At 71.6% G+C, this 17,655-nt stretch carries 24 protein-coding genes and 1 pseudogene; 12 read left to right on the plus strand and 13 right to left on the minus strand.

What is annotated here, in order from left to right; genetic code table 11:
* Positions 1–79 precede the first annotated feature (79 nt).
* Positions 80–487 (plus strand): DapH/DapD/GlmU-related protein, encoded by a 408-nt coding sequence (locus FY549_RS01500; protein ID WP_149083513.1) that lies wholly within the window; start codon positions 80–82, stop codon positions 485–487.
* Between the two features lie 6 nt (positions 488–493).
* Here FY549_RS01500 and FY549_RS01505 read toward each other — a convergent pair.
* The 3 genes and pseudogenes from FY549_RS01505 to FY549_RS16650 form a co-directional block, all read right to left on the minus strand.
* Positions 494–1,154, minus strand: a pseudogene (locus FY549_RS01505) (LuxR C-terminal-related transcriptional regulator).
* Complete coding sequence (locus tag FY549_RS01510) at positions 1,147–2,373, minus strand: ATP-binding protein (RefSeq protein ID WP_149083514.1); 1,227 nt, start codon at positions 2,371–2,373, stop codon at positions 1,147–1,149. The pseudogene FY549_RS01505 and the gene FY549_RS01510 overlap by 8 nt, the downstream one beginning before the upstream one ends.
* A 51-nt stretch (positions 2,374–2,424) precedes the next feature.
* The gene (locus FY549_RS16650) at positions 2,425–2,778 is read right to left on the minus strand and encodes a hypothetical protein (protein WP_262381080.1); all 354 of its coding nucleotides are present in this window, start codon (positions 2,776–2,778) and stop codon (positions 2,425–2,427) included.
* On the opposite strand from FY549_RS16650, the gene FY549_RS16885 reads away from it, so the two are divergent.
* From FY549_RS16885 to FY549_RS01540, 6 genes are all read left to right on the plus strand, one after another.
* Positions 2,662–3,543 carry a PspC domain-containing protein gene (locus tag FY549_RS16885; RefSeq protein ID WP_410428258.1) on the plus strand — a complete coding sequence of 294 codons (882 nt, stop codon included), beginning with the start codon at positions 2,662–2,664 and terminating at the stop codon, positions 3,541–3,543. The genes FY549_RS16650 and FY549_RS16885 overlap by 117 nt on opposite strands.
* Positions 3,426–4,055 (plus strand): hypothetical protein, encoded by a 630-nt coding sequence (locus tag FY549_RS01520; protein WP_149083516.1) that lies wholly within the window; start codon positions 3,426–3,428, stop codon positions 4,053–4,055. Before FY549_RS16885 ends, FY549_RS01520 begins: the two co-directional genes overlap by 118 nt.
* Positions 4,052–4,384: a hypothetical protein gene (locus FY549_RS01525; RefSeq protein WP_187614898.1), complete on the plus strand. Its 333-nt coding sequence runs from the start codon at positions 4,052–4,054 to the stop codon at positions 4,382–4,384. The genes FY549_RS01520 and FY549_RS01525 overlap by 4 nt, the downstream gene beginning before the upstream one ends.
* 10 nt (positions 4,385–4,394) lie before the next feature.
* Positions 4,395–5,144, plus strand: coding sequence for a substrate-binding domain-containing protein (locus FY549_RS01530; protein ID WP_149083517.1), 750 nt, complete (start codon positions 4,395–4,397; stop codon positions 5,142–5,144).
* A 40-nt stretch (positions 5,145–5,184) separates the two neighbouring features.
* A complete protein-coding gene (locus FY549_RS01535; RefSeq protein WP_149083518.1) occupies positions 5,185–5,901 on the plus strand; it encodes a glutamine amidotransferase-related protein in 717 nt (238 codons plus the stop codon).
* A gap of 110 nt (positions 5,902–6,011) precedes the next feature.
* Positions 6,012–6,197: a hypothetical protein gene (locus FY549_RS01540; protein ID WP_149083519.1), complete on the plus strand. Its 186-nt coding sequence runs from the start codon at positions 6,012–6,014 to the stop codon at positions 6,195–6,197.
* Positions 6,198–6,213: 16 nt separating this feature from the next.
* Here FY549_RS01540 and FY549_RS01545 read toward each other — a convergent pair whose 3' ends face one another.
* The 3 genes from FY549_RS01545 to FY549_RS01555 are packed head-to-tail and all read right to left on the minus strand — an operon-like array spanning position 6,214 to position 8,543.
* Entirely contained in the window at positions 6,214–6,807 is a 594-nt protein-coding gene (locus FY549_RS01545) for a hypothetical protein (RefSeq protein WP_149083520.1), read from the minus strand.
* A 54-nt stretch (positions 6,808–6,861) separates the two neighbouring features.
* On the minus strand, positions 6,862–7,332 hold the full coding sequence (locus tag FY549_RS01550; RefSeq protein WP_149083521.1) for a glutaminase: 471 nt from the start codon (positions 7,330–7,332) through the stop codon (positions 6,862–6,864).
* Positions 7,329–8,543: a cation:proton antiporter gene (locus FY549_RS01555; RefSeq protein WP_149083522.1), complete on the minus strand. Its 1,215-nt coding sequence runs from the start codon at positions 8,541–8,543 to the stop codon at positions 7,329–7,331. The genes FY549_RS01550 and FY549_RS01555 overlap by 4 nt, the downstream gene beginning before the upstream one ends.
* Before the next feature lie 83 nt (positions 8,544–8,626).
* On the opposite strand from FY549_RS01555, the gene purU reads away from it, so the two are divergent.
* Positions 8,627–9,478, plus strand: coding sequence for a formyltetrahydrofolate deformylase (gene purU, locus FY549_RS01560; RefSeq protein ID WP_149083523.1), 852 nt, complete (start codon positions 8,627–8,629; stop codon positions 9,476–9,478).
* On the opposite strand, the gene FY549_RS16890 is transcribed toward purU, so the two are convergent.
* Together FY549_RS16890 and FY549_RS01570 are read right to left on the minus strand one after the other, a co-directional pair.
* Entirely contained in the window at positions 9,475–9,798 is a 324-nt protein-coding gene (locus tag FY549_RS16890) for a type II toxin-antitoxin system prevent-host-death family antitoxin (RefSeq protein WP_149085939.1), read from the minus strand. The genes purU and FY549_RS16890 overlap by 4 nt on opposite strands.
* 31 nt (positions 9,799–9,829) lie before the next feature.
* The gene (locus FY549_RS01570; protein WP_149083524.1) at positions 9,830–10,867 is read right to left on the minus strand and encodes an NAD(P)H-dependent flavin oxidoreductase; all 1,038 of its coding nucleotides are present in this window, start codon (positions 10,865–10,867) and stop codon (positions 9,830–9,832) included.
* A 92-nt stretch (positions 10,868–10,959) separates the two neighbouring features.
* Here FY549_RS01570 and FY549_RS01575 point away from each other — a divergent pair, with 92 nt between their 5' ends.
* The gene (locus FY549_RS01575) at positions 10,960–11,232 is read left to right on the plus strand and encodes a DUF6412 domain-containing protein (RefSeq protein WP_149083525.1); all 273 of its coding nucleotides are present in this window, start codon (positions 10,960–10,962) and stop codon (positions 11,230–11,232) included.
* A gap of 63 nt (positions 11,233–11,295) precedes the next feature.
* Positions 11,296–12,057: a YidC/Oxa1 family membrane protein insertase gene (locus FY549_RS01580; protein WP_149083526.1), complete on the plus strand. Its 762-nt coding sequence runs from the start codon at positions 11,296–11,298 to the stop codon at positions 12,055–12,057.
* A 22-nt stretch (positions 12,058–12,079) separates the two neighbouring features.
* On the opposite strand, the gene FY549_RS01585 is transcribed toward FY549_RS01580, so the two are convergent.
* From FY549_RS01585 to FY549_RS01595, 3 genes are all read right to left on the minus strand, one after another.
* Entirely contained in the window at positions 12,080–12,997 is a 918-nt protein-coding gene (locus tag FY549_RS01585) for an EamA family transporter (RefSeq protein WP_149083527.1), read from the minus strand.
* Between the two features lie 59 nt (positions 12,998–13,056).
* Positions 13,057–13,956, minus strand: coding sequence for an SDR family oxidoreductase (locus FY549_RS01590; protein ID WP_149083528.1), 900 nt, complete (start codon positions 13,954–13,956; stop codon positions 13,057–13,059).
* Between the two features lie 112 nt (positions 13,957–14,068).
* Positions 14,069–14,410, minus strand: coding sequence for an ATP-dependent DNA ligase (locus FY549_RS01595; RefSeq protein ID WP_149083529.1), 342 nt, complete (start codon positions 14,408–14,410; stop codon positions 14,069–14,071).
* 177 nt (positions 14,411–14,587) lie between these two features.
* On the opposite strand from FY549_RS01595, the gene FY549_RS01600 reads away from it, so the two are divergent.
* Positions 14,588–15,121: an FHA domain-containing protein gene (locus FY549_RS01600; RefSeq protein ID WP_149083530.1), complete on the plus strand. Its 534-nt coding sequence runs from the start codon at positions 14,588–14,590 to the stop codon at positions 15,119–15,121.
* Here the strand turns inward: FY549_RS01600 and FY549_RS01605 are convergent.
* Positions 15,097–15,780 carry a DUF6766 family protein gene (locus FY549_RS01605; protein ID WP_187614899.1) on the minus strand — a complete coding sequence of 228 codons (684 nt, stop codon included), beginning with the start codon at positions 15,778–15,780 and terminating at the stop codon, positions 15,097–15,099. The genes FY549_RS01600 and FY549_RS01605 overlap by 25 nt on opposite strands.
* Before the next feature lie 262 nt (positions 15,781–16,042).
* Here FY549_RS01605 and FY549_RS01610 point away from each other — a divergent pair, with 262 nt between their 5' ends.
* A complete protein-coding gene (locus FY549_RS01610; RefSeq protein ID WP_149083531.1) occupies positions 16,043–16,552 on the plus strand; it encodes a CinA family protein in 510 nt (169 codons plus the stop codon).
* Between the two features lie 4 nt (positions 16,553–16,556).
* Here FY549_RS01610 and FY549_RS01615 read toward each other — a convergent pair whose 3' ends face one another.
* Complete coding sequence (locus FY549_RS01615) at positions 16,557–17,645, minus strand: alcohol dehydrogenase catalytic domain-containing protein (RefSeq protein WP_187614900.1); 1,089 nt, start codon at positions 17,643–17,645, stop codon at positions 16,557–16,559.
* Positions 17,646–17,655: the final 10 nt, after the last annotated feature.

A 17,655-nucleotide genomic window follows, 5' to 3' on the forward strand; every position in this document is an offset into this window, starting at 1 on the left:
CGTATCCATCCGCGGGAATGAATCTCCCCCTCTCGTGGTTGTTGATATATCCGGAGAACTCCGGAGCACGGGAGGAATCGTGGGCAAGAACTACGTCGACATCGAGAACGACCACGGAGCGACGCTGCGGTATCGCAAGCACGCCAACGGTCGCGGTCTCGTCGCGCATGGCGCCAAGGTGCATCCGAAGGCGCACATCGAGGCGGGGGCCTACATCGAACCGGGAGCACGCGTCGGAGCGGGGGCCATCATCGCCCGCGGTGCGTGGATCGACGAGGACGCCGTGATCGGCGAAGGGGCGTACATCGACGCGCACGCGCACGTCGGGCAGGGCGCCGCGGTCGGCGATCACGCGCACGTCGGTGTCCGCACCGACATCGGTGCCGGGGCCCGCATCGTGCGGGGTGCCCGCATCGGAGATGACGAGACCGTCGCGGCGGGACTCACCGTCGCCACCGACCAGAAGGGCCTCTGGCTGGCGGCCTGACCGCGCTCAGAGCAGGCGTCGCTCGGACGCCCAAGCCGTGAGCTCGTGACGCGAGGAGAGCTGCAGCTTGCGCAGCACCGACGAGACGTGGGTCTCCACCGTCTTGATCGAGATGAACAGCGCGGCGGCCACCTCCTTGTAGGCGTAGCCCCGGGCGATGAGTCGCATGACCTCCTGCTCGCGGGAGGACAGCCGGTCGAGCTCGTCCGTCGCCGTGGCGGTCTCCCCGGCGACCGCGCCGAAGGCGTCGAGCACGAAGCCGGCGAGCCGCGGCGAGAAGACGGCGTCTCCCTCGGCGACGGCGTGCACGGCATCGCTGACCTCGCGTCCCGACGAGCCCTTCGTGATGTAGCCGCGCGCGCCCGCCCGGATGACCCGCACGACGTCGGCGGCTGCGTCGGACACGCTCAGGGCGAGGAAGCGCGGAGCCGTCGCCCCCCGCCCCTCGGATCACCGCCTCCCCGCCCGTCGCGTCGTCGCCCGCCCCGCCGGGAAGGTGTACGTCGAGGAGCACTACGTCCGGCGCTGTCTCCCCGATCACGGCGATCGCCGATGGCACGTCTGCCGCCTCGCCCACGACCTCCACGCTCGCGTCGAGGTCGGCACGAAGCCCCGAGCGGAAGATGGAATGGTCGTCGACGATCACGACGCGGAGACGGTCAGCCACGGAACTCCTGTCGGACGGCGCCCCGCTCCGGGGACGAGATGGCGGGGATGCGCAGATGCACCTCGGTGCCCGCGTCGTCGCTGCGCACGGATCCCGTGCCGCCCGCGCGGCGCATGCGTCCGATGATCGATTCGCGCACCCCGAGGCGGTCGCCGGGCACCTCGTCGAGCTGGAATCCGGGTCCGCGGTCACGGACGAACACCTCGACCCCGTCGACACGACCTTCGATGTAGACGGAGATCTCGCCGCCCGCGTGCCGGGCGGCGTTCAGCATCGCCTCTCGCGCCGCGGCGGCCAGCTCGCCGCTCGCCCGCTCCGCCGAGAGACCGGCCGACACCACGTCGATGCGCACCGGGTGGTCGATCTCGAGGGCCGCCCCGTAGTCGCGCAGATCCGTCGGCAGGTCGCTGTCGGCGGGAGCGTCTCCGTCATACAGCCAGGCACGCAGCTCCCGCTCCTGGGCGCGGGCGAGTCGTGCCGCCTCGCTCGACGCCCCGGCCCGGTTCTGGATGAGGGCGAGCGTCTGCAGCACGGAATCGTGCAAGTGGGCGGCCATGACGCTCCGCTGCTCCTCCCGGATGCGGCGCACGCGCTCACCGGCGAGCTCCCGCCACCGTGGGATGAGCGTCGATGCGACGACCGCGACCAGTCCGGTCAGCGGGAGCAGCACGAGCACGAGTCCGGAACTCGCGATCCGCCAGGACAGCAACAGCAGGACGACCAACCCGAGGATCAGCACCGCGAGGATGCGGACGGTGGTGGTGTGCCGGGGGCCGCGCGCCGTGTCGGTGCGATCGACGAGCGTCGCCCACAGCCCGGAAGCGGTCGCGCACAGGGTGGTACCGCCGACGACCACGGCCGCCGTCCCCGGAGGGATCGATCCGTTCAGCCAGTCGCTGCCCCCGCGCCACCCCACGACGACGAGCGCGCCGACGGCCGCGGGGACCAGCAGGAGCCAGGCGACCGGGAGGCGTCGCGTCGGCGCCGTCGTCCCGTCCGCCCACGGCATGAACGTCCAGCACCAGACGTACAGGAGGATGCCCGCGCCGCCACAGAGCGTGAGGGCGAGGAACAGCGCCCGCACCAGCCCCACGCGCACACCGAGGTGGCGTGCGAGCCCGGCGCTCACCCCGGTCACGAGAGCGTCGCGGTCGCGGACCAGCGCCGGACGCGCGGTCACCGCCACCGAAGAGGCGGGCGCGGACACGGCGGAAGTCATACCGTCATCCAATCATCCGCATCGTCCTCCGGGGACCTCCCCGGTCCGGAATCAGGGTGTGCTCAGGGGTTCCCCCCATGGCACCGCAGCGCCCGCGACCGCGAGGATCGACATATGACGATTCCGACCGCCCCGCCGCCGCCCGCCGACCACGATGTGCCGGCGACGGACGCCCCTCGCGCATCCCGTGGCGCCGATCGCTTCCTCCTGTGGGTCTCCGGGCTCGGCGTCGTCCGCACCGACGGGTGGCTCGGCGGTGTCGCCGCCGGCATCGCGATCCGGCTGCGCATCGACCCGCTGATCGTGCGCGGGATCCTCGTCGTCGCCGCCCTCTTCGGTCTTCCCGCGCTGTTCCTGTACGCCCTCGCCTGGGCCGTGCTGCCGGACGTCGACGGCCGCATGCATCTGCGTGATCTGCTGCAGCGCCGGTACGACCCCGTGCAGCTCGGCATCCTGGCGGTGGCGGTGATCGGCCTCTTCCCGACGGCTCCGCTCACCGGGCGTCTGTTCGGCCTCGGCTACGACGGCTGGTCAGCGCTGTCGACCGTGACCTGGGTGGTCGGCCTCGTACTCGCCGCCGCTCTGCTCTTCCTCATCGTGCGTGCCGCGCGCCGCACCCCGGGCGCTTCCGCGCCGGATCTGCCGGGGGCTTCCGCAGATCCGGCGGCCCCGGCCGCGTCCGCCCCCTCGCGGGTTCGGGTCCCGCCACGGGGGCGGACGCCATTCCACCGACGGCTCCGACGCCTCCGGCGGCTCCCGTCGCGCCGCTCGCCGGAGACGTCGCCGTCGACGTGCTCGCCATCCCCGCCCCGCCCGCGCCGCTGCCTCCGGGCACCCAGGACCCGGCCGCGCTGGAAGCCTGGCGCGCACAGCATGCCGCGTGGAAGGAGCAGGATCAGGCCTGGCGCCGCCAGCAGCAGGACGCGGAGCGCGCCGCGCGCGACCAGCTCCGTAGGGAGCGTCAGGCCGAAGCCGCCGCGTTCGCCGCTGAGGCCGCGGAACGCCGACGCGTCCGCCGCGCGTCGAACCCGCGTGCCGGCTTCGCGTTCGTCATGGCCGCGCTCGGACTCGCGATCATGGTGGGCGCCGCCGTGGGGCTCATCGTCGGTGAGACCCTCGGCGGGGCGCTGGGGCTGCTCGCGGGAGCCCTCGTCCTCGCCCTGGCGATGATCCTGGCCGGCGCTCTCCGTCGCCGCAGCGGTGCCCTGGCCTTCCTCAGCGCGCTGACCCTCGCCGCGGGGCTTCTGACAGGCTTCCTCTCGACCATGCCGGGCCTCACACTCGGGTACGCCTCGCTCACGAACAACCAGGAGGCGCACGTCCGGCAGCCGTTCGGCGACCTGTACCTGCAGCTCCACCCGCACGACGGCGGCCCCCGCCCCATCGAGATCGAGAAGGGATCGGGGCGGACCGAGATCTTCGTGGACGCGGGCGTGCAACTGCAGCTCCGCGGGACCGTCGGCGATGCCGTGGAGGTGAGCTGGCTCCGCATCGATCCCGACGACCCGACGGTCATGGACACCGGCGTCATCCCCGCGACGCCCCGGGGCGGCGAGAACGTCGTCAACGCGAACATCTCCGCCGGGGAGGGCAGCCCCTCCACGATCCAGCCCGTGACCATCGACCAGTCGAGCGGCACCATCGTCGTGACCCTGCAGGAGCCCGAGGAGGGCCAGGAATGAGCACCGAGACCATCACCGCACCGCGGGTGCGCTGGGCATCCATCATCTGGGGCACGACCTTCGCTGCGATCGCCGCAGGGGCGCTGTGGTTCCTCACCGACGCGGATCGCCGCGCCGCGCTGGCCGACGGCGTGGGGACGATGACTCCCGCCACCCTGCTCACGATCGTGCTCCTCACCGCCGGGGCGCTGCTCCTCGTGGGCGGTGTCGCCGGACTGGTCCGGCGGACCCAAAGGCGCTCGGCCACCGACGACGGCTCGGCCGCGGACCTCTCCCCCGCCCCCGAGCCGCCGACGACGCCGCTCCGCGCGGACGGAGCCCCCGAGTAGCCTGGATCCCATGGCGCACCAGGGACGACGACCCGCGAAGGGCTCCGGCAAGGGCTCACCCGCCCACCGGAGCCGTGCCGCGGGCGGCGGCTCACGCCAGGGGAAGCCGGCTCCGCGCCGCCCACCCCGCGCCGAGAAGGTCGTGTTCGACGCTCCGACCGCAGCACTCGAGGAGCCTCGGACGTTCCGCCTCGGCGCCGTGCCCGGAGCGACGCCGGGCAAGTGGATCGACACGTGGAAGCGGCGCCTGCCCGATGTGGCCATCGAACTCGTCCCGATCCAGGCCGCCGGGCAGCGAGAGGCGCTCGACGATCTCGACGCCGCCCTCGTACGCCTCCCGCTGGACGACGACACCCTGCACGTCATTTCGCTGTACGACGAGGTCCCGGTCGTCGTGGCCTCGACCGATTCGCACCTGCTGGCGGCGGACGAGCTGACGACCGCCGACCTCGCCGGCGAGGTGCTCCTCTCCCTGTCGGACGACGTGCTCGGGCCGCTGAACCTGCCGGACACCGCCCCCGCTCGCGTCGGCGCCCTGTCGACGGCCGACGCGATCGCCACGGCGGCGTCGGGAGTCGGCATCGTCATCGTGCCGATGTCGCTGGCCCGGCTGCACCACCGGAAGGACGTGGATCACCGCATCCTGGCCGACGGCCCGGTCTCGACGGTCGCCCTCGCCTGGCCGCGCGACCGGACCACGCCCGACGTCGAGACCTTCGTGGGGATCGTCCGCGGACGCACGGCGAACTCCTCGCGTTGAGCCGTCGGGACCGGACTCTCCCCCTCGTTAGAATCGCCTGATGGCCTCGCTTCTCTACGTCTGCGTGCGACCCGAGACCGGGGCGGCGGATGCCGAGCACGCCTCGTTCCGGCGGGCGCTCGGAGTCGACGTGGTCGATCGTCTCGATCTGCTGCACGAGCCGCTGACCGAGGCCCACCTCGACCGGTACCGCGGCGTCGTCGTCGGCGGTTCGCCGTTCAACGTCACGGACGCCGAGAAGACTGCGGTGCAGCGACGCGTGGAGGCCGACCTGGAGACGCTCGCCCGCGCGGCGTGGGAGCAGCGGATCGCCGCCTTCTTCACGTGCTTCAGCATCGGGGTGCTCACCCGGCTCCTCGGCGGCGAGGTCGTGACGACCATGCCGGAGCCGGCGAGCGCGACGGTCATCGACACGACGCCCGACGGCGCGGTCGATCCCGTGTTCGGCCCGTCCGGTCCGGCACTCACCGTCTTCACCGCGCACAAGGAGAGTGCCGCGGCGACCCCGCCCGGGGCCGTGCTGCTCGCCACCAACGCGGCCTGCCCCGTGCAGGCCTACCGCGTGGGGACGCACCTGTACGCCGCGCAGTTCCATCCCGAGCCGACGCCGCGCGACTTCGCCGATCGGATGACGTTCTACCGCACGACGGGGTACTTCGACCCGGCGCAGTTCGACGCGGTGCAGCAGGAGGTCCTCGCGGCCTCGGTCACCGAGGGCGCCGCCCTGCTCCGCCGCTTCGCCGAGCTGTTCGGCTGAGCCATACCCACGTTCAAGACCGCCGTTGGCGCTCAGCGGCTCGTCCGCGCGTAGCTGGCGGACCGCGGGCTGTGGTGTCTCAGAGGTGGCGTCGACGGCAGAATGCAGGGATGAAGTCTGTATGGATTGTGTTCGACGACGAGGATGACGCTGGCATCTACGGCGTCTTCGACAACCGCGAAGATGCGGATACCTATGCCGATGAGGTCAGTCACATGTCCTCGAATGGAATGAAGTTTGCGGAGTTCTCGGTGCCGTGGCGCCTGACTGACAGGGCCACTCGCGTGGAGATCTGACACCTTTGGGCTCAGATCACTGGCACGTCAGTGAGTAGGGGCCGGTGGAATCAGTTCCCACGGCACTCTGTCCACGAGAGTTCGTCCCCGTCCCCACGCTGATCACCTGGAACGTGTTCGTCCCCTGGCCCTTACAGACGTATTGCACAGACTTCTGCTCCATGTTGCCCGTGCCATAGCTCACAAACGGTTTCGTCACCTTTGTCCATCCCGCCGCTGTCCGCTTGTACACGTAACTTTCCAGCTTCGTCTTGACAACACCGCCTGTGCAGTTACCCAAGCGCCGCTTCGATCCCACCGTGCCGTACTTGTAGATGTTGCCGGATTTCCTGTTCCACGTGTTCCCCGGGAAGATCAGGCAGTAGTCACCTCCCGCACGCGCGGATACCCCCGTCGTCGAGGTGAAGTTCACGGTGTCGTCGTTCGCATCTAGGAGTGATTGGAGCTCCGCATCCGTCATGTCTGCCGGCAGCTCGAGCGTCGCCGTCGCGTCCGCGTCGGCGGAGGGTTCGGATGACGTAGCGTATGCCACTCCGCTGCCGGATAGCAGCATCGCAGCGAGGTGTCCGCGCGATCTCCTTTCGGGGAACCCATCACCGGCGCCAGCCATGAACCGTGCTGAGATTGATCAGGCGACGGTCGACGCCGAGCTGTTCGGCTGAATTCAGGTCGGGGCATCACCGCGGAGCAGCGGGATGCGCTCGCGCAGGTAAGCCTCCAGCGGCATGAACCCGCCCGCCTGACTCCAGCGCACCGACGGCACGCCGTCGAGGAGCGCGAGCGGACCGGACGAGCCTCCCGCGTCCACCGCGTCGACGTCGATCACGCTCCAGCCGACGTGCACGACATCCCCCTCGTGGAAGCCGCCGCGGAGGGCCAGCGCGCGACGCTCGGCCCGTGCCCGCGCGGACTCGGCGGTGTATCCCCGACGCCCCGGGTCCGCCGCGCGGAGCACCTCCGCCGTCGCCAGGGCATGCGTGTCGGTGAGCAGGAGGACGCCGAGGTGCCAGGCCTCGCCGACACGGACGATCCGCCGCCCGCGCCAGCGCGAGTCCTTCTCCTCGCCGAGGCCCTCGCGGGGTGCGCCGGCGAGCTCCTGCACGGCCTGGGTCAGCAGGGCGGAGGCGGTGGTCACAGCTCCCCCAGCGTGGTCTGGTCGGCGAGGCGCGGGCCGGCGACCTGGGCACGATCGCCCCGCAGTGTCATCCCGATCAGCGGGTACAGGAGCACCGACAGCATGCCCGCCCCGACGAGCGCGGCCGCGGTCCCCGAGTCGAGCATGTCCTGGTCCACGCCGATCGCGGTGACCGCGACGATGATCGGCAGCCCGGTGGCCGCGAGCAGGCCGAGGGCGGCGCGGTCACGTCCGCTCACTCCCGCCGGGGCGGAGAGCTGGGCCGTCGCGCCGCGGATCACCAGGAGCGCCAGCAGGAACACCGGCACCAGGGACATCGCCGAAGGAGACGTCAGCAGCGCCTGCAGGTCGAAGGTCACCCCCGTGTAGAGGAAGAACACCGGGACGAGGAAGCCGAACGCGAGGCCCTCGATCTTGCTCTCGACCTCCTCCGCATCCTTCTCCGGGGCACGCGCCATGATGATGCGCCAGATCGCGCCGGCGACGAACGCTCCGAGGAGCATGTCGAGGTCGAGCATCACGCTGAGGCCGACCAGCGCCGCGATCAGGAGGATGACGAACCTCACGCCGAACTGATCGGAGGTGTGCAGGGTGGCGCGCACGATGCCGTGCAGACGGCCGTGCGGCACGCGGTGCGCGACGAGGACGGCGAGTCCCGCCAGCACGACGAACGTCAGCAGCACCGCCGTGGCCAGGGGCGTCGTCCGGGTGCTGAGGAAGATCGAGATCGCGATCAGCGGCAAGAACTCCCCCACGGCGCCGATCGTGCTGATGGCGCGGCCGAACGGAGTGTCCAGCTCCTTCGCGTCGCGCAGGATCGGCATGAGCGTGCCCAGAGCGGTCGAACTCAGCGCGATCCCGATCACGACCATGCCCTCGCCCGGGGCGAAGAAGAAGCCGAGGCCGATGCCCAGCAGCACACTGAGCAGCCAGCCCAGCGACGCCCGCGCGAGCGGCTTGCCGGCCACCTGCCGGAAGTCGATCTCGGAGCCGGCGACGAAGAACAGCACGGCCAGGCCGAAGTCGCTGAGTTTCTCCAGCAGGGGTCCTGGTTCGACCCAGCCGAGCACGGCGGGCCCGACGAGGATGCCGAGGACGAGCTCGAACACGACGATCGGCACCCGGACGAGCGGACGGATGCCGCGGGCGAGCAACGGCGCGGCCACCGCCAGCAGCGGGACCAGCACCAGCCCGACGTCGCTCGCATCCACGGTCTCAGGGTAGCGACGCCGCGGGCGATTCGCTCCCCACCCGCGCGGCACGGCAGAATCGATGCACACCCCGAGGAGCAGCCATGACCCAGCCCGATACCGCCCGCCTGCTGATCGCCTGCGACGACCAGCCCGGCATCGTCGCCGCGGTCGCCGGCGTGCTCGCCCAGCACGGGGCGAACATCATCTCGCTCGACCAGCATTCGACCGATTCCGAGGGCGGCCGGTTCTTCCAGCGGACCGTGATCCACCTCGACGGGCTGGCCGCCGCGCGCCCCGCGCTGGAGGCCGACATCGCCACGGTCGCGGAGCGCTTCGGCATGGACTGGTCGCTGCACGACGTCGCCCGCCGCAAGCGCGTGGCGATCTTCGTGTCGAAGTACGACCACTGCCTCATGGAGCTGCTGTGGCGCACGCAGCGCGGGCAGCTCGACATCGACATCACCATGGTCGTCTCGAACCACCCCGACCTCGCCGAGGCCGTCCGCTCCTTCGGCGTGCCGTTCGTGCACATCCCCTCGACCGACAAGCAGGCGATGGAGGAACGACAGCTCGACCTGCTGCGCGGCAACGTCGACCTCGTCGTGCTCGCCCGGTACATGCAGATCCTCAGCGACGACTTCATCACGCGGCTCGAGGCTCCGGTCATCAACATCCACCACTCATTCCTGCCCGCCTTCATCGGCGCGAACCCCTATGCCAGGGCGAAGGAGCGCGGCGTGAAGCTGATCGGGGCCACGGCGCACTACGCAACGGCCGACCTCGACGAGGGGCCGATCATCGAGCAGGACGTCACGCGGGTCACGCACTCCGAGTCCGCGGCGGAGCTGCAGAGCCGCGGCGCAGACGTCGAGCGTCTGGTGCTCGCCCGGGCCGTGCAGTGGCATGCCGAGGACCGGGTGATCGTGCACGGCCGCTCGACCGTCATCCTCTAGCGCCCTGCCGCTCCGCCGCGGTCGAGGATATCCACGGCGAGACCGGGTGATGCGGCGGCGAGACGCTCGTCGTTCGTCCACGGCTCCGTGCACCCGGACAGCTGGGCAGCGGCGAGGTGCAGCGCGTCGGGGGTCTTCAGCCCGGAGTCGGCCCACTCGACGAGGAGGCGTCCGCTCCGCAGCGTGACGACGGACCCGATGGGGACCAGGCGGGCGACCGGAGTGCCCCGCTTCGTGATGACGACGTCCTCTCCCGCCTGGGACGCGGCGATCAGGCGCGAGAGGTTGTTGCGCGCCTCCAGAACGTTCTGGAGGGAGATGACGCCATTCCCGCCAGGAACATGTCGTTCTTCACCTGGCGGTCACCCCGGCCGCGAGCTCGGCGAAGACCTCCGCGGCGGTCGTCCCGCGGGCGAGCGGGGCGGCCTGCCCCATCCACAGCGACTGCAGCTCGCCGAGATCCTGCTCCCCCGCAGCCGCGCGGAACCGTCCCGTGAGCCAGTTCTGCATCGGGAACGGCGCGATGGTGCCGCTCGCCTCGATCGCGCGGACGGCGCGGTTGCGGGCGCCGCGGGCGAGGCGTCCGCTCATCGCCGTGGTCAGCACGGTCTCGTCGGCAGCGGTGCTCCGGATGGCGTCGCGGTGCGCGGCCGTCGCGGCGGACTCGGCGGTCGCGAGGAACGCCGTCCCCGCCTGCACGCCGGAGGCACCGAGGGCGAAGGCCGCCGCGACCCCGCGGCGGTCCGCGATGCCGCCGGCGGCGATGACCGGCACGTCGACCGCGTCCACGACCTGCGGTACGAGCGCGACGGTGCCGACCAGCGAGTCGCTCGCGGGGCGCAGGAAGGACACGCGGTGCCCCGCGGCCTCGGCTCCCGAGGCGACGACCGCATCGACTCCGGCCTCGGCGAGCGCGACCGCTTCGGCGACCGTAGTGGCGGTGCCGACGACCCGGATGCCGCGGTCGTGCGCCTCGGCGACGAGAGCGGCGGACGGCACACCGAACACGACGCTCAGCACGGCCGGGGCGACCTCCCACACCGCGTCCAGCTGCTCGTCGAGATCGGGCAGGTAGCGCTCAGGGCGGGCGGGCACCGGAACGCCGACGGCCTCGTAGAACGGCTCCAGCGCCTGCGCGAAGATCGCGTGCTGCGGGTTCGGCACGGCCTCGTCGCCGAGGGGCAGCCAGATGTTCAGGGCGAAGGGCCGATCGGTGGCGCGGTGCAGCTCGGCCCCGACCGATCGGATCCGGTCGCCGTCGTAGCCGTACAGCCCGTACGAGCCCAGCCCGCCGGCTTCGCTCACCGCCGCCGTCAGCGTCACCGACGAGCTGCCGCCGAACGGTCCCAGTACGATCGGATGCTCGACTCCCAGAAGTTCTGTCGCCATACCCCGACGGTACGCCCTCGATTCGTCCCGGTGGCTCGTGAGGCAGCCCCGATACCGTGATCGGGGCGACTCGAACGGGGTAAGCTCGCGGCATGAGCGAGTGGTTCGGGCGGATGCTCGGCTTCGTCGCGACCGCTCTCGGTCTCGTGACGATGCCGGATGCCGCCGCGCTCGGCCTCGCCATCGCGCTGCTCGCCGTCACCGTCCTCACGCTCGCGGTCGTGCTGAGCGTGCGCCACCAGGCCTCCGCCGACGCCCCGCACCCGTTGCGGGCGATCGATGTCGGAACGCTCCTCCCGCAGAGCGATCCGGATGCCGCCGGACACCCGCGTCCGCGAGCGCCGGGAGTCGCGACCGCCGCGTAGTCCGTTCACCCGGGACCGCGCGGCCTTCGCCGACCCTTCCCGACCTCTTCGAACGGATATCCCGTGGACATCTTCGCCTTCCCTCCCCTCGCCGCGCTCCTGGACGCCGCCTATGGCGCCCTGAACGGCCTCTCCACCCTTCTCGAACCCCTCGCCGGCTCCTCCGCCGCCGCCCTCGCCGTGGTCCTCGTCACCCTCCTCGTGCGCGCCCTCCTCATCCCCGTCGGCATCTCCCAGGCCCGGGCCGAACAGACCAGGGCCCGCCTCGCGCCGAAGCTGCGCGCGCTGCAGCAGCGCCACCGGAAGAACCCGGAGCGCCTGCAGCAGGAGATGATGGCGCTCTACCGGGCCGAGAACACCTCGCCCTTCGCGGGGATGCTGCCCGTGCTGGCGCAGGCACCCGTCGTGGGACTGCTGTACACCCTGTTCCTGCGACCGGAGATCGCCGGACACCCGAACGAGCTCCTCACCCACGACCTCTTCGGCGCTCCGCTCGGCACGAGTCTCGTGTCGGCGCTGTTCGGCGGCACGGCGACCCCCGCGACCTTCGCGGTCTTCGGCGCGCTGCTGGCCGTGATGATCGTCACCGCCGAGGTCACCCGCCGGGTGTTCCGTCCGGTCCCCGTCGAGGGCGACGACTCCCCGCTCAGCTCCCCCGGCATGCTCCGGACGATGTCGGCGCTGCACTACCTCACCGCGGTCTTCGCGGCCTTCGTGCCCCTGGCCGCCGCGCTCTACCTCACGGTCACGGTGGTGTGGACCCTCGTGCAGCGGGTGATCCTGCGCCGCCGTTACCCGCTGCCGCAGGTGGCCGCCCGGGCGTGAGAGTCGCCCGACCGGAGGAGCGTCAGTCGGGAAGCGGGATCGGAGCGGTGAACGGGCCCGCGGCACCGCCGTCCCTCCGGTCGCGGCGCACGCCGAGCGTCGTCCCCACGCTCGCCGCGATCACGAGCGCCACCGCGAGCAGCCGCAACGGCGTGGCGTCCTGTCCGAGGATGAGCCACCCGGCGAGGGTCGCGAACGCCGGCTCGAGGCTCAGCAGCACCCCGAACACCCGCTGCGGGAGTCGTCGGAGCGCCGCGAGCTCGAAGCTGTACGGGATGACGGACGACAGCACCGCTGTGACCGCCGCAAGCAGGAGGAGCTGCGGGTCCAGCGCCACCGTCGCCGCCGCGGGCACACCCACGGGGATGAGGAGCACCGCCGCGACGACCAGTCCCATCGCGAGGCCGCTGCTGCCGGGGATGAGGGCGCCGACCCGAGCGCTCATCCGGATGTACATGACCCAGAATCCTGCCGCGATGAGGATGAAGACCACTCCGAGAGGGTCGAGGGGGTCGGCGCCGACGAGGCCGTCCACGCCCAGCAGCGTCATCCCGACCAGGGCGACGCCCACCCAGACCGCATCGGCGAGACGACGGGTCAGCACGGCGGCGAGCACGAGCGGACCGAGGAACTCGATGGCCACGGCGGGCCCCAGGGGGATGCGGTCGATGGCGGCGTAGAAGAACCCGTTCATCGCAGCCAACGAGACCCCGAACAGCACGGCGGCGAGCCATTGGGACCGGGTCCACGCCCGGGGCCGGGGCCGCACGATGACGAGGAGCAACAGCGCGGCGATCGCGACGCGGAGCGACGTCACACCCCACGGGCCGAGGACGGGGAAGAGCTGCGCGGCCACCGCGGCGCCGAAGGGCAGCGAGAGGCAGGATCCGATGACGAGCGCGACGCCCGCGAGGGGTCCGGTTGCCGCGGGTCTCTGCACCAGACAAGCTTAGGCGGCGGGGCCCCGCCTCCCCGCCGCCTTCGCCGTCCTTCCGCGGATCAGAGCGGCTTGCCGCCCGTCACCGCGAGCACCGCGCCGGACACGTACGACGACTCCGCCGAGGCGAGGTAGACGTAGGCTCCGGCGAGTTCTGCGGGCTGCCCGGCGCGACCGAGCGGGGTGTCCTGCCCGAACGTCTCCAGGCGCTCCGGGCCCCAGCCCGTCGCGGGGATCAACGGCGTCCAGATCGGTCCGGGGGCGACGGCGTTGACGCGCACCCCGCGCGGCCCTGCCTCCTCCGCGAGCGCCTTGACGAACGCGACCTGGGCGGCCTTCGTCATGGCGTAGTCGATGAGCCCCGGCGAGGGCTGTGCGGACTGCACGGACGAGGTCACGATGATGCTGGATCCGGGCTCGAGATCCGGGAACGCGGCCCGGGCCGAGAACACGAGGCCGGCGAGGTTCGTGTCGAACACCCGACGCATCTTCTCGGTGTCGAGGTTCTCGAAGCCGTCGATGTCGTGCTGATAGGCCGCGTTGAGGACCAGCACGTCGAGGCCGCCGAGCTCGGTACGCGCGCGATGCACGGCATCCGTCGCGAACGCCTCCTCGCGGACGTCGCCGGGGATGCTGACACCTGTCCGTCCGGCCTCGCGGACGATCGCGAGCGTCTCCTCCGCGTCCTCCTGCTCCTCCGGCATGTGCACGATGGCCACGTCGGCGCCTTCGCGGGCGAAGGCGATGGCGACGGCCCGCCCGATACCCGAGTCACCGCCGGTGATGAGCGCACGCCGCCCCTCCAGTCGGCCGTGGCCGACGTACGACTGTTCGCCGTGGTCCGGCTCCGGGGTGGTCTTCTCGGTGAGCCCCGGCTGGTCCTGGCTCTGCGCCGGGAACCCGTCCTCGTGGTGGGCGTGCCGGGGGTCGGTGAGGCCGCCGTCGCGAGTGGTGTCGGTCATATCCGCTCCTCCTGGGTCGTGGGGCTGTCGATCAGGTCATGATCGAGCCTCGCGGGTGGGAGGGACGGACGGCAGGGGGTTGACAGCCCGACGTCCTGCGCGGACCCTCTGCTCAGCCGGCTCCGGGGTGATCTCCGTGCCCGGGCGGCTCCGCCCCCTCGGCAGGCTCGGGCACCAGGTACAGGCCGGCGGGGGCGTTCGCCGTGAACGCGAGGGCCTCGACCCAGGCACGATTGACGGCCGGCTGCCGGCTGCCGAAGTACTTGAAGACGAGGGAGCTCCCCGGCTGGATCCACACGGTGGTCCTGCCGCCGCCGACGCTGGCGTCCTCACGCCAGCTGAACGGGAACGGCTCGCCGCGACGCAGCTTCGCCGTGATGACGAGTTGCAGGTGCGTGAGCGCCCGATCCTCGATCTCGGTCTTCACGCTGCCTTCGTAGATGAACTTGCCCATCGGGTGATGCTCCTCGGTCGGATGCGCGTCAGCCCGGCGCACAGCGCCGGCATCGGCCTCTATGGGAAGAGCGTATTCCCTTCGCCGGGGCGGACGACAAATCGCGAAGTCAAGCCCCTGCGCACGATCCGCACGCGAGCTAGCCTCGAATCATCGACACCCGAGGAGGGCACCGCCATGACTGAACGCCACATCGACGACCGTCCCGAGGAGGGCTACACGCCCGGCACCACCCACGCCGAGCGCGGTGCGGGCAACCCGCGACTGCGCGTGCGGCGCGACGACGAGCGCACGGAGTTCGCGCTCGACATGGAGGAGGTCCGCATCGGATCGGCCGCCGGGAACGAGCTGCGCCTCGCCGACACCGAGCCCGTCCACGCGACGGTGGTGCACGACGACCGCGACGAGTACGTGGTGACCCTGCACGCCGACGGCGAGATGAACTCCAACCCCGACGCCGACGCGACCCACCCCGGCGAGCGCACGGAGACGCTGCGTACCGGATCGCGTTTCACGGTCGGCCCGTGGGAGCTGGTCTTCGCCCGCGAGGAGTTCGCCGACCACGGCCGTCCCTTCGGTGGACGCCAGGGCGGCGAGTACTCCGACCAGCCGCTGCAGGAGGCGCGTCCGGGCTACGACGCCGACGACGAGCGGCTGTCGCAGGCCGACGTCAACGACGAGCGGTCTCAGTCGGATTCCAAGGCCGACTGATGGTGCGGGGTGCCGACGGGCTTCGACTCCGCTGAACCCCGCTGGCGGAGGTAGATCGCGAACGCGACCATCGTCCCGACCGCGAGGAACTCGGACTGCCAGTTCTGCAGCGTGCGGTCCCAGAAATCGGAGCTGGTCACGTAGTCGCCCCAGGTGATCGCGGCGAGGCCGTGCATCGCGTTCTCCTCGTTCATGACGACCGTCCCGGCGAGCGACTGCGCGAACCAGGACAGCACGAACACCGCCCCCATCACGATCAGAAGCGAATTGCCGAACACGGCGGTCCGCCAGCCGCCCGCCCGGGCCCACCGCGGGGAGTCCGGGCGGGCGTGCGTGCCGACGAGCTGATCGGCGTCATCGCCCGGCCCTTCGTCGCCGGGTTTTTTCGACTCCGGCGACCCCTTCTGCACGAACCAGATCGTCGCCGCGATGAAGAGGAAGAACTGCAGGAACTCCGACTGCCAGTTCTCCGCGACGTCGACCGCGAAGTCCGACGACCAGACGAAGTCGAGGAAGCCGATGGCCGGCTGTCCGTGGTCGAGGAGTTCGTCGTTGTTTCGCAGGAAGCCGGCGATGGATTGACCGACCAGCGCCAGGAGGAAGAGCGCGAGGAAGAAGAGACTGAGGGCGTGATCCTTGATGCGCGCGTTCACGGTCATCGACCTCCCAGCGGCAGTCCGATCATGACGGCCAGGCCGACGGCGATGATCCCCGCCCAGATCCAGAAGATCGTCCGCATTCCCGCGGTGTCCCGTGCATCCTCCGACATTTCCCTGTCCTCCTCCATGGTCCGACTCCCTCGACGTTGGCGTCGGCGACCGCGGTGATCCAGGGGCTTGACGCGGGTGCCTTTGTCAATCCCCTGCGCCTGTCTCGAAGCGGGACCGTAGCGTGGGACGGACCCGATGAGAGGAGCGCCCGATGACCGCACCGAACGACACCCCCGACCTGGACCGCCTCGGCGAGCTCGCCCGCACCAGAGGCCTGCGCGTGAGCGTGGCGGAGTCGCTGACGTCCGGGCGGCTCGCCAACACGATCGGCGCGGGCGAGGGGGCATCGGGGTGGTTCGCCGGGGGCATCGTGGCCTACTTCACCGAGGTGAAGGAGCGTGTGCTGGGCCTGACGCCGGGGACCGACCCCACATCGGCGGCCTGCGCCGAGCAGCTTGCCGTGGGGGCACGCGCGCTCTTCGACGCGGACATCTGCGTCTCGACGACGGGCGTGGGCGGGCCGGGGCCCGAGGGCGGTCACCCGGCGGGAACGGTGTACCTCGGCTGGGCGACCGCTGACGACGCGGGGCACCGCCGACTCGCGCTGACCGGCGATCCGGACGAGATCCTGTCCGCGAGCGTCGATGCCGCGGTGCGGCTGCTCGCCTTCCACGCCGAGGGGCTGCACCCCGCGGGCCCTCGGCGCAGCGGCTCCGACTGAGCGGTCAGCGCCCCGGCACGAGACCGACGCGGAGGGGCGCTCCCGGGGCGGCGGCCTCGACGAAGGCGGCGTCGATGTCGGCGAGCGCCCGCACGGAGCCGACCGCCTCGCTGAACGGGTAGGCACGACCACGTCCCGCGAGAAACGCGACGGCCGCGGCGAGATCATCCGCGCCGTAGTTGTGGACGCCTGCGACGGTGATGAGCCGGCGGACGAGGTCTTCCGCGTCCAGAGGCAGCGGGGGCGCGGGGAAGACGCTCCCGACGAGCACGACCGTACCGCCGACGGCGACGCCACCGAGCGCCTCCTCCACAGCGTGCCCTGACGCCTCGATCACGACATCGGGTTCTCGCTCGATCACCGTGGCGCCGAAGCGGGATGCGAAGGCACGGCGATCTGCGTCGGGATCGAGCACCTCGACGACGGCGCCACGCTCCGCGGCGATCGCGGCGGCACAGATGCCCACCAGTCCGGCACCGTGGATGCGCACCGCAGCACCGTCGAGGTCGATGTCGCGCGCGGCCCGCTCGACGGCGGCCCAGGCGGTCGCGGTGGCACAGGATGCCGGCGCCAGTACCGCGGCGGGCAGTGCCTCCGGTACCCGCGCGATGGTCGTCCCCGCGCGCAGCTGCACATGACTGGCGAAAGCTCCCGTGAGGTCGCCGTGCGCGCCGACGCGATCGTGACCGTACTTGCCGAGGTCGCGGCACTTCTGACCGAGACCGCGACGACAGCGGTCGCAGGTGCCGCACGAGACCGTGACGGACCACACCACGCGGTCACCGATCCGCAGCGGCGTGCCGTCCGCGGCCTCGGCGCCGTCGTCGCCCATCGCGATCACCCGACCGACGCTCTCGTGTCCGAGGACGAGCGGCACCGGAGCCGCCCGACGACCCTGCACGGTGTGCACGTCCGAGCCGCAGACGGTCGACATCTCGACCGCGACCAGCACGTCCCGGTCGGCGAGCGCGACACCGGGCACGGCGATCGTCTCGTACGGATGGCCCTCGCCGATCCACACCATCGCGGTCGCGGCCGGGCGCAGGGCGACGTCCCTCCGGTGACCGGGCGGGCGGACCAGCAGCGTTCCCACGGCCGGGCCC

This window comes from Microbacterium sp. 1S1 (assembly GCF_008271365.1).
GTDB lineage: Bacteria > Actinomycetota > Actinomycetes > Actinomycetales > Microbacteriaceae > Microbacterium.

Bases quoted from the DNA above. Each gene is read 5' to 3' on its own strand.
- FY549_RS01610 (WP_149083531.1), top strand. From the start codon at position 16,043: ATGACCGCACCGAACGACACCCCCGACCTGGACCGCCTCGGCGAGCTC.
- FY549_RS01595 (WP_149083529.1), bottom strand. From the start codon at position 14,410: ATGGGCAAGTTCATCTACGAAGGCAGCGTGAAGACCGAGATCGAGGAT.
- FY549_RS01545 (WP_149083520.1), bottom strand. From the start codon at position 6,807: ATGGCTGGCGCCGGTGATGGGTTCCCCGAAAGGAGATCGCGCGGACAC.
- FY549_RS01520 (WP_149083516.1), top strand. From the start codon at position 3,426: ATGGCCGCGCTCGGACTCGCGATCATGGTGGGCGCCGCCGTGGGGCTC.
- FY549_RS01605 (WP_187614899.1), bottom strand. From the start codon at position 15,780: ATGACCGTGAACGCGCGCATCAAGGATCACGCCCTCAGTCTCTTCTTC.
- FY549_RS01510 (WP_149083514.1), bottom strand. From the start codon at position 2,373: ATGACTTCCGCCGTGTCCGCGCCCGCCTCTTCGGTGGCGGTGACCGCG.
- FY549_RS01535 (WP_149083518.1), top strand. From the start codon at position 5,185: ATGGCCTCGCTTCTCTACGTCTGCGTGCGACCCGAGACCGGGGCGGCG.
- FY549_RS01540 (WP_149083519.1), top strand. From the start codon at position 6,012: ATGAAGTCTGTATGGATTGTGTTCGACGACGAGGATGACGCTGGCATC.
- FY549_RS01575 (WP_149083525.1), top strand. From the start codon at position 10,960: ATGAGCGAGTGGTTCGGGCGGATGCTCGGCTTCGTCGCGACCGCTCTC.
- FY549_RS01600 (WP_149083530.1), top strand. From the start codon at position 14,588: ATGACTGAACGCCACATCGACGACCGTCCCGAGGAGGGCTACACGCCC.
- FY549_RS01590 (WP_149083528.1), bottom strand. From the start codon at position 13,956: ATGACCGACACCACTCGCGACGGCGGCCTCACCGACCCCCGGCACGCC.
- FY549_RS16650 (WP_262381080.1), bottom strand. From the start codon at position 2,778: ATGCATGCGGCCGTCGACGTCCGGCAGCACGGCCCAGGCGAGGGCGTA.
- FY549_RS01570 (WP_149083524.1), bottom strand. From the start codon at position 10,867: ATGGCGACAGAACTTCTGGGAGTCGAGCATCCGATCGTACTGGGACCG.
- FY549_RS01530 (WP_149083517.1), top strand. From the start codon at position 4,395: ATGGCGCACCAGGGACGACGACCCGCGAAGGGCTCCGGCAAGGGCTCA.
- FY549_RS01525 (WP_187614898.1), top strand. From the start codon at position 4,052: ATGAGCACCGAGACCATCACCGCACCGCGGGTGCGCTGGGCATCCATC.
- purU (WP_149083523.1), top strand. From the start codon at position 8,627: ATGACCCAGCCCGATACCGCCCGCCTGCTGATCGCCTGCGACGACCAG.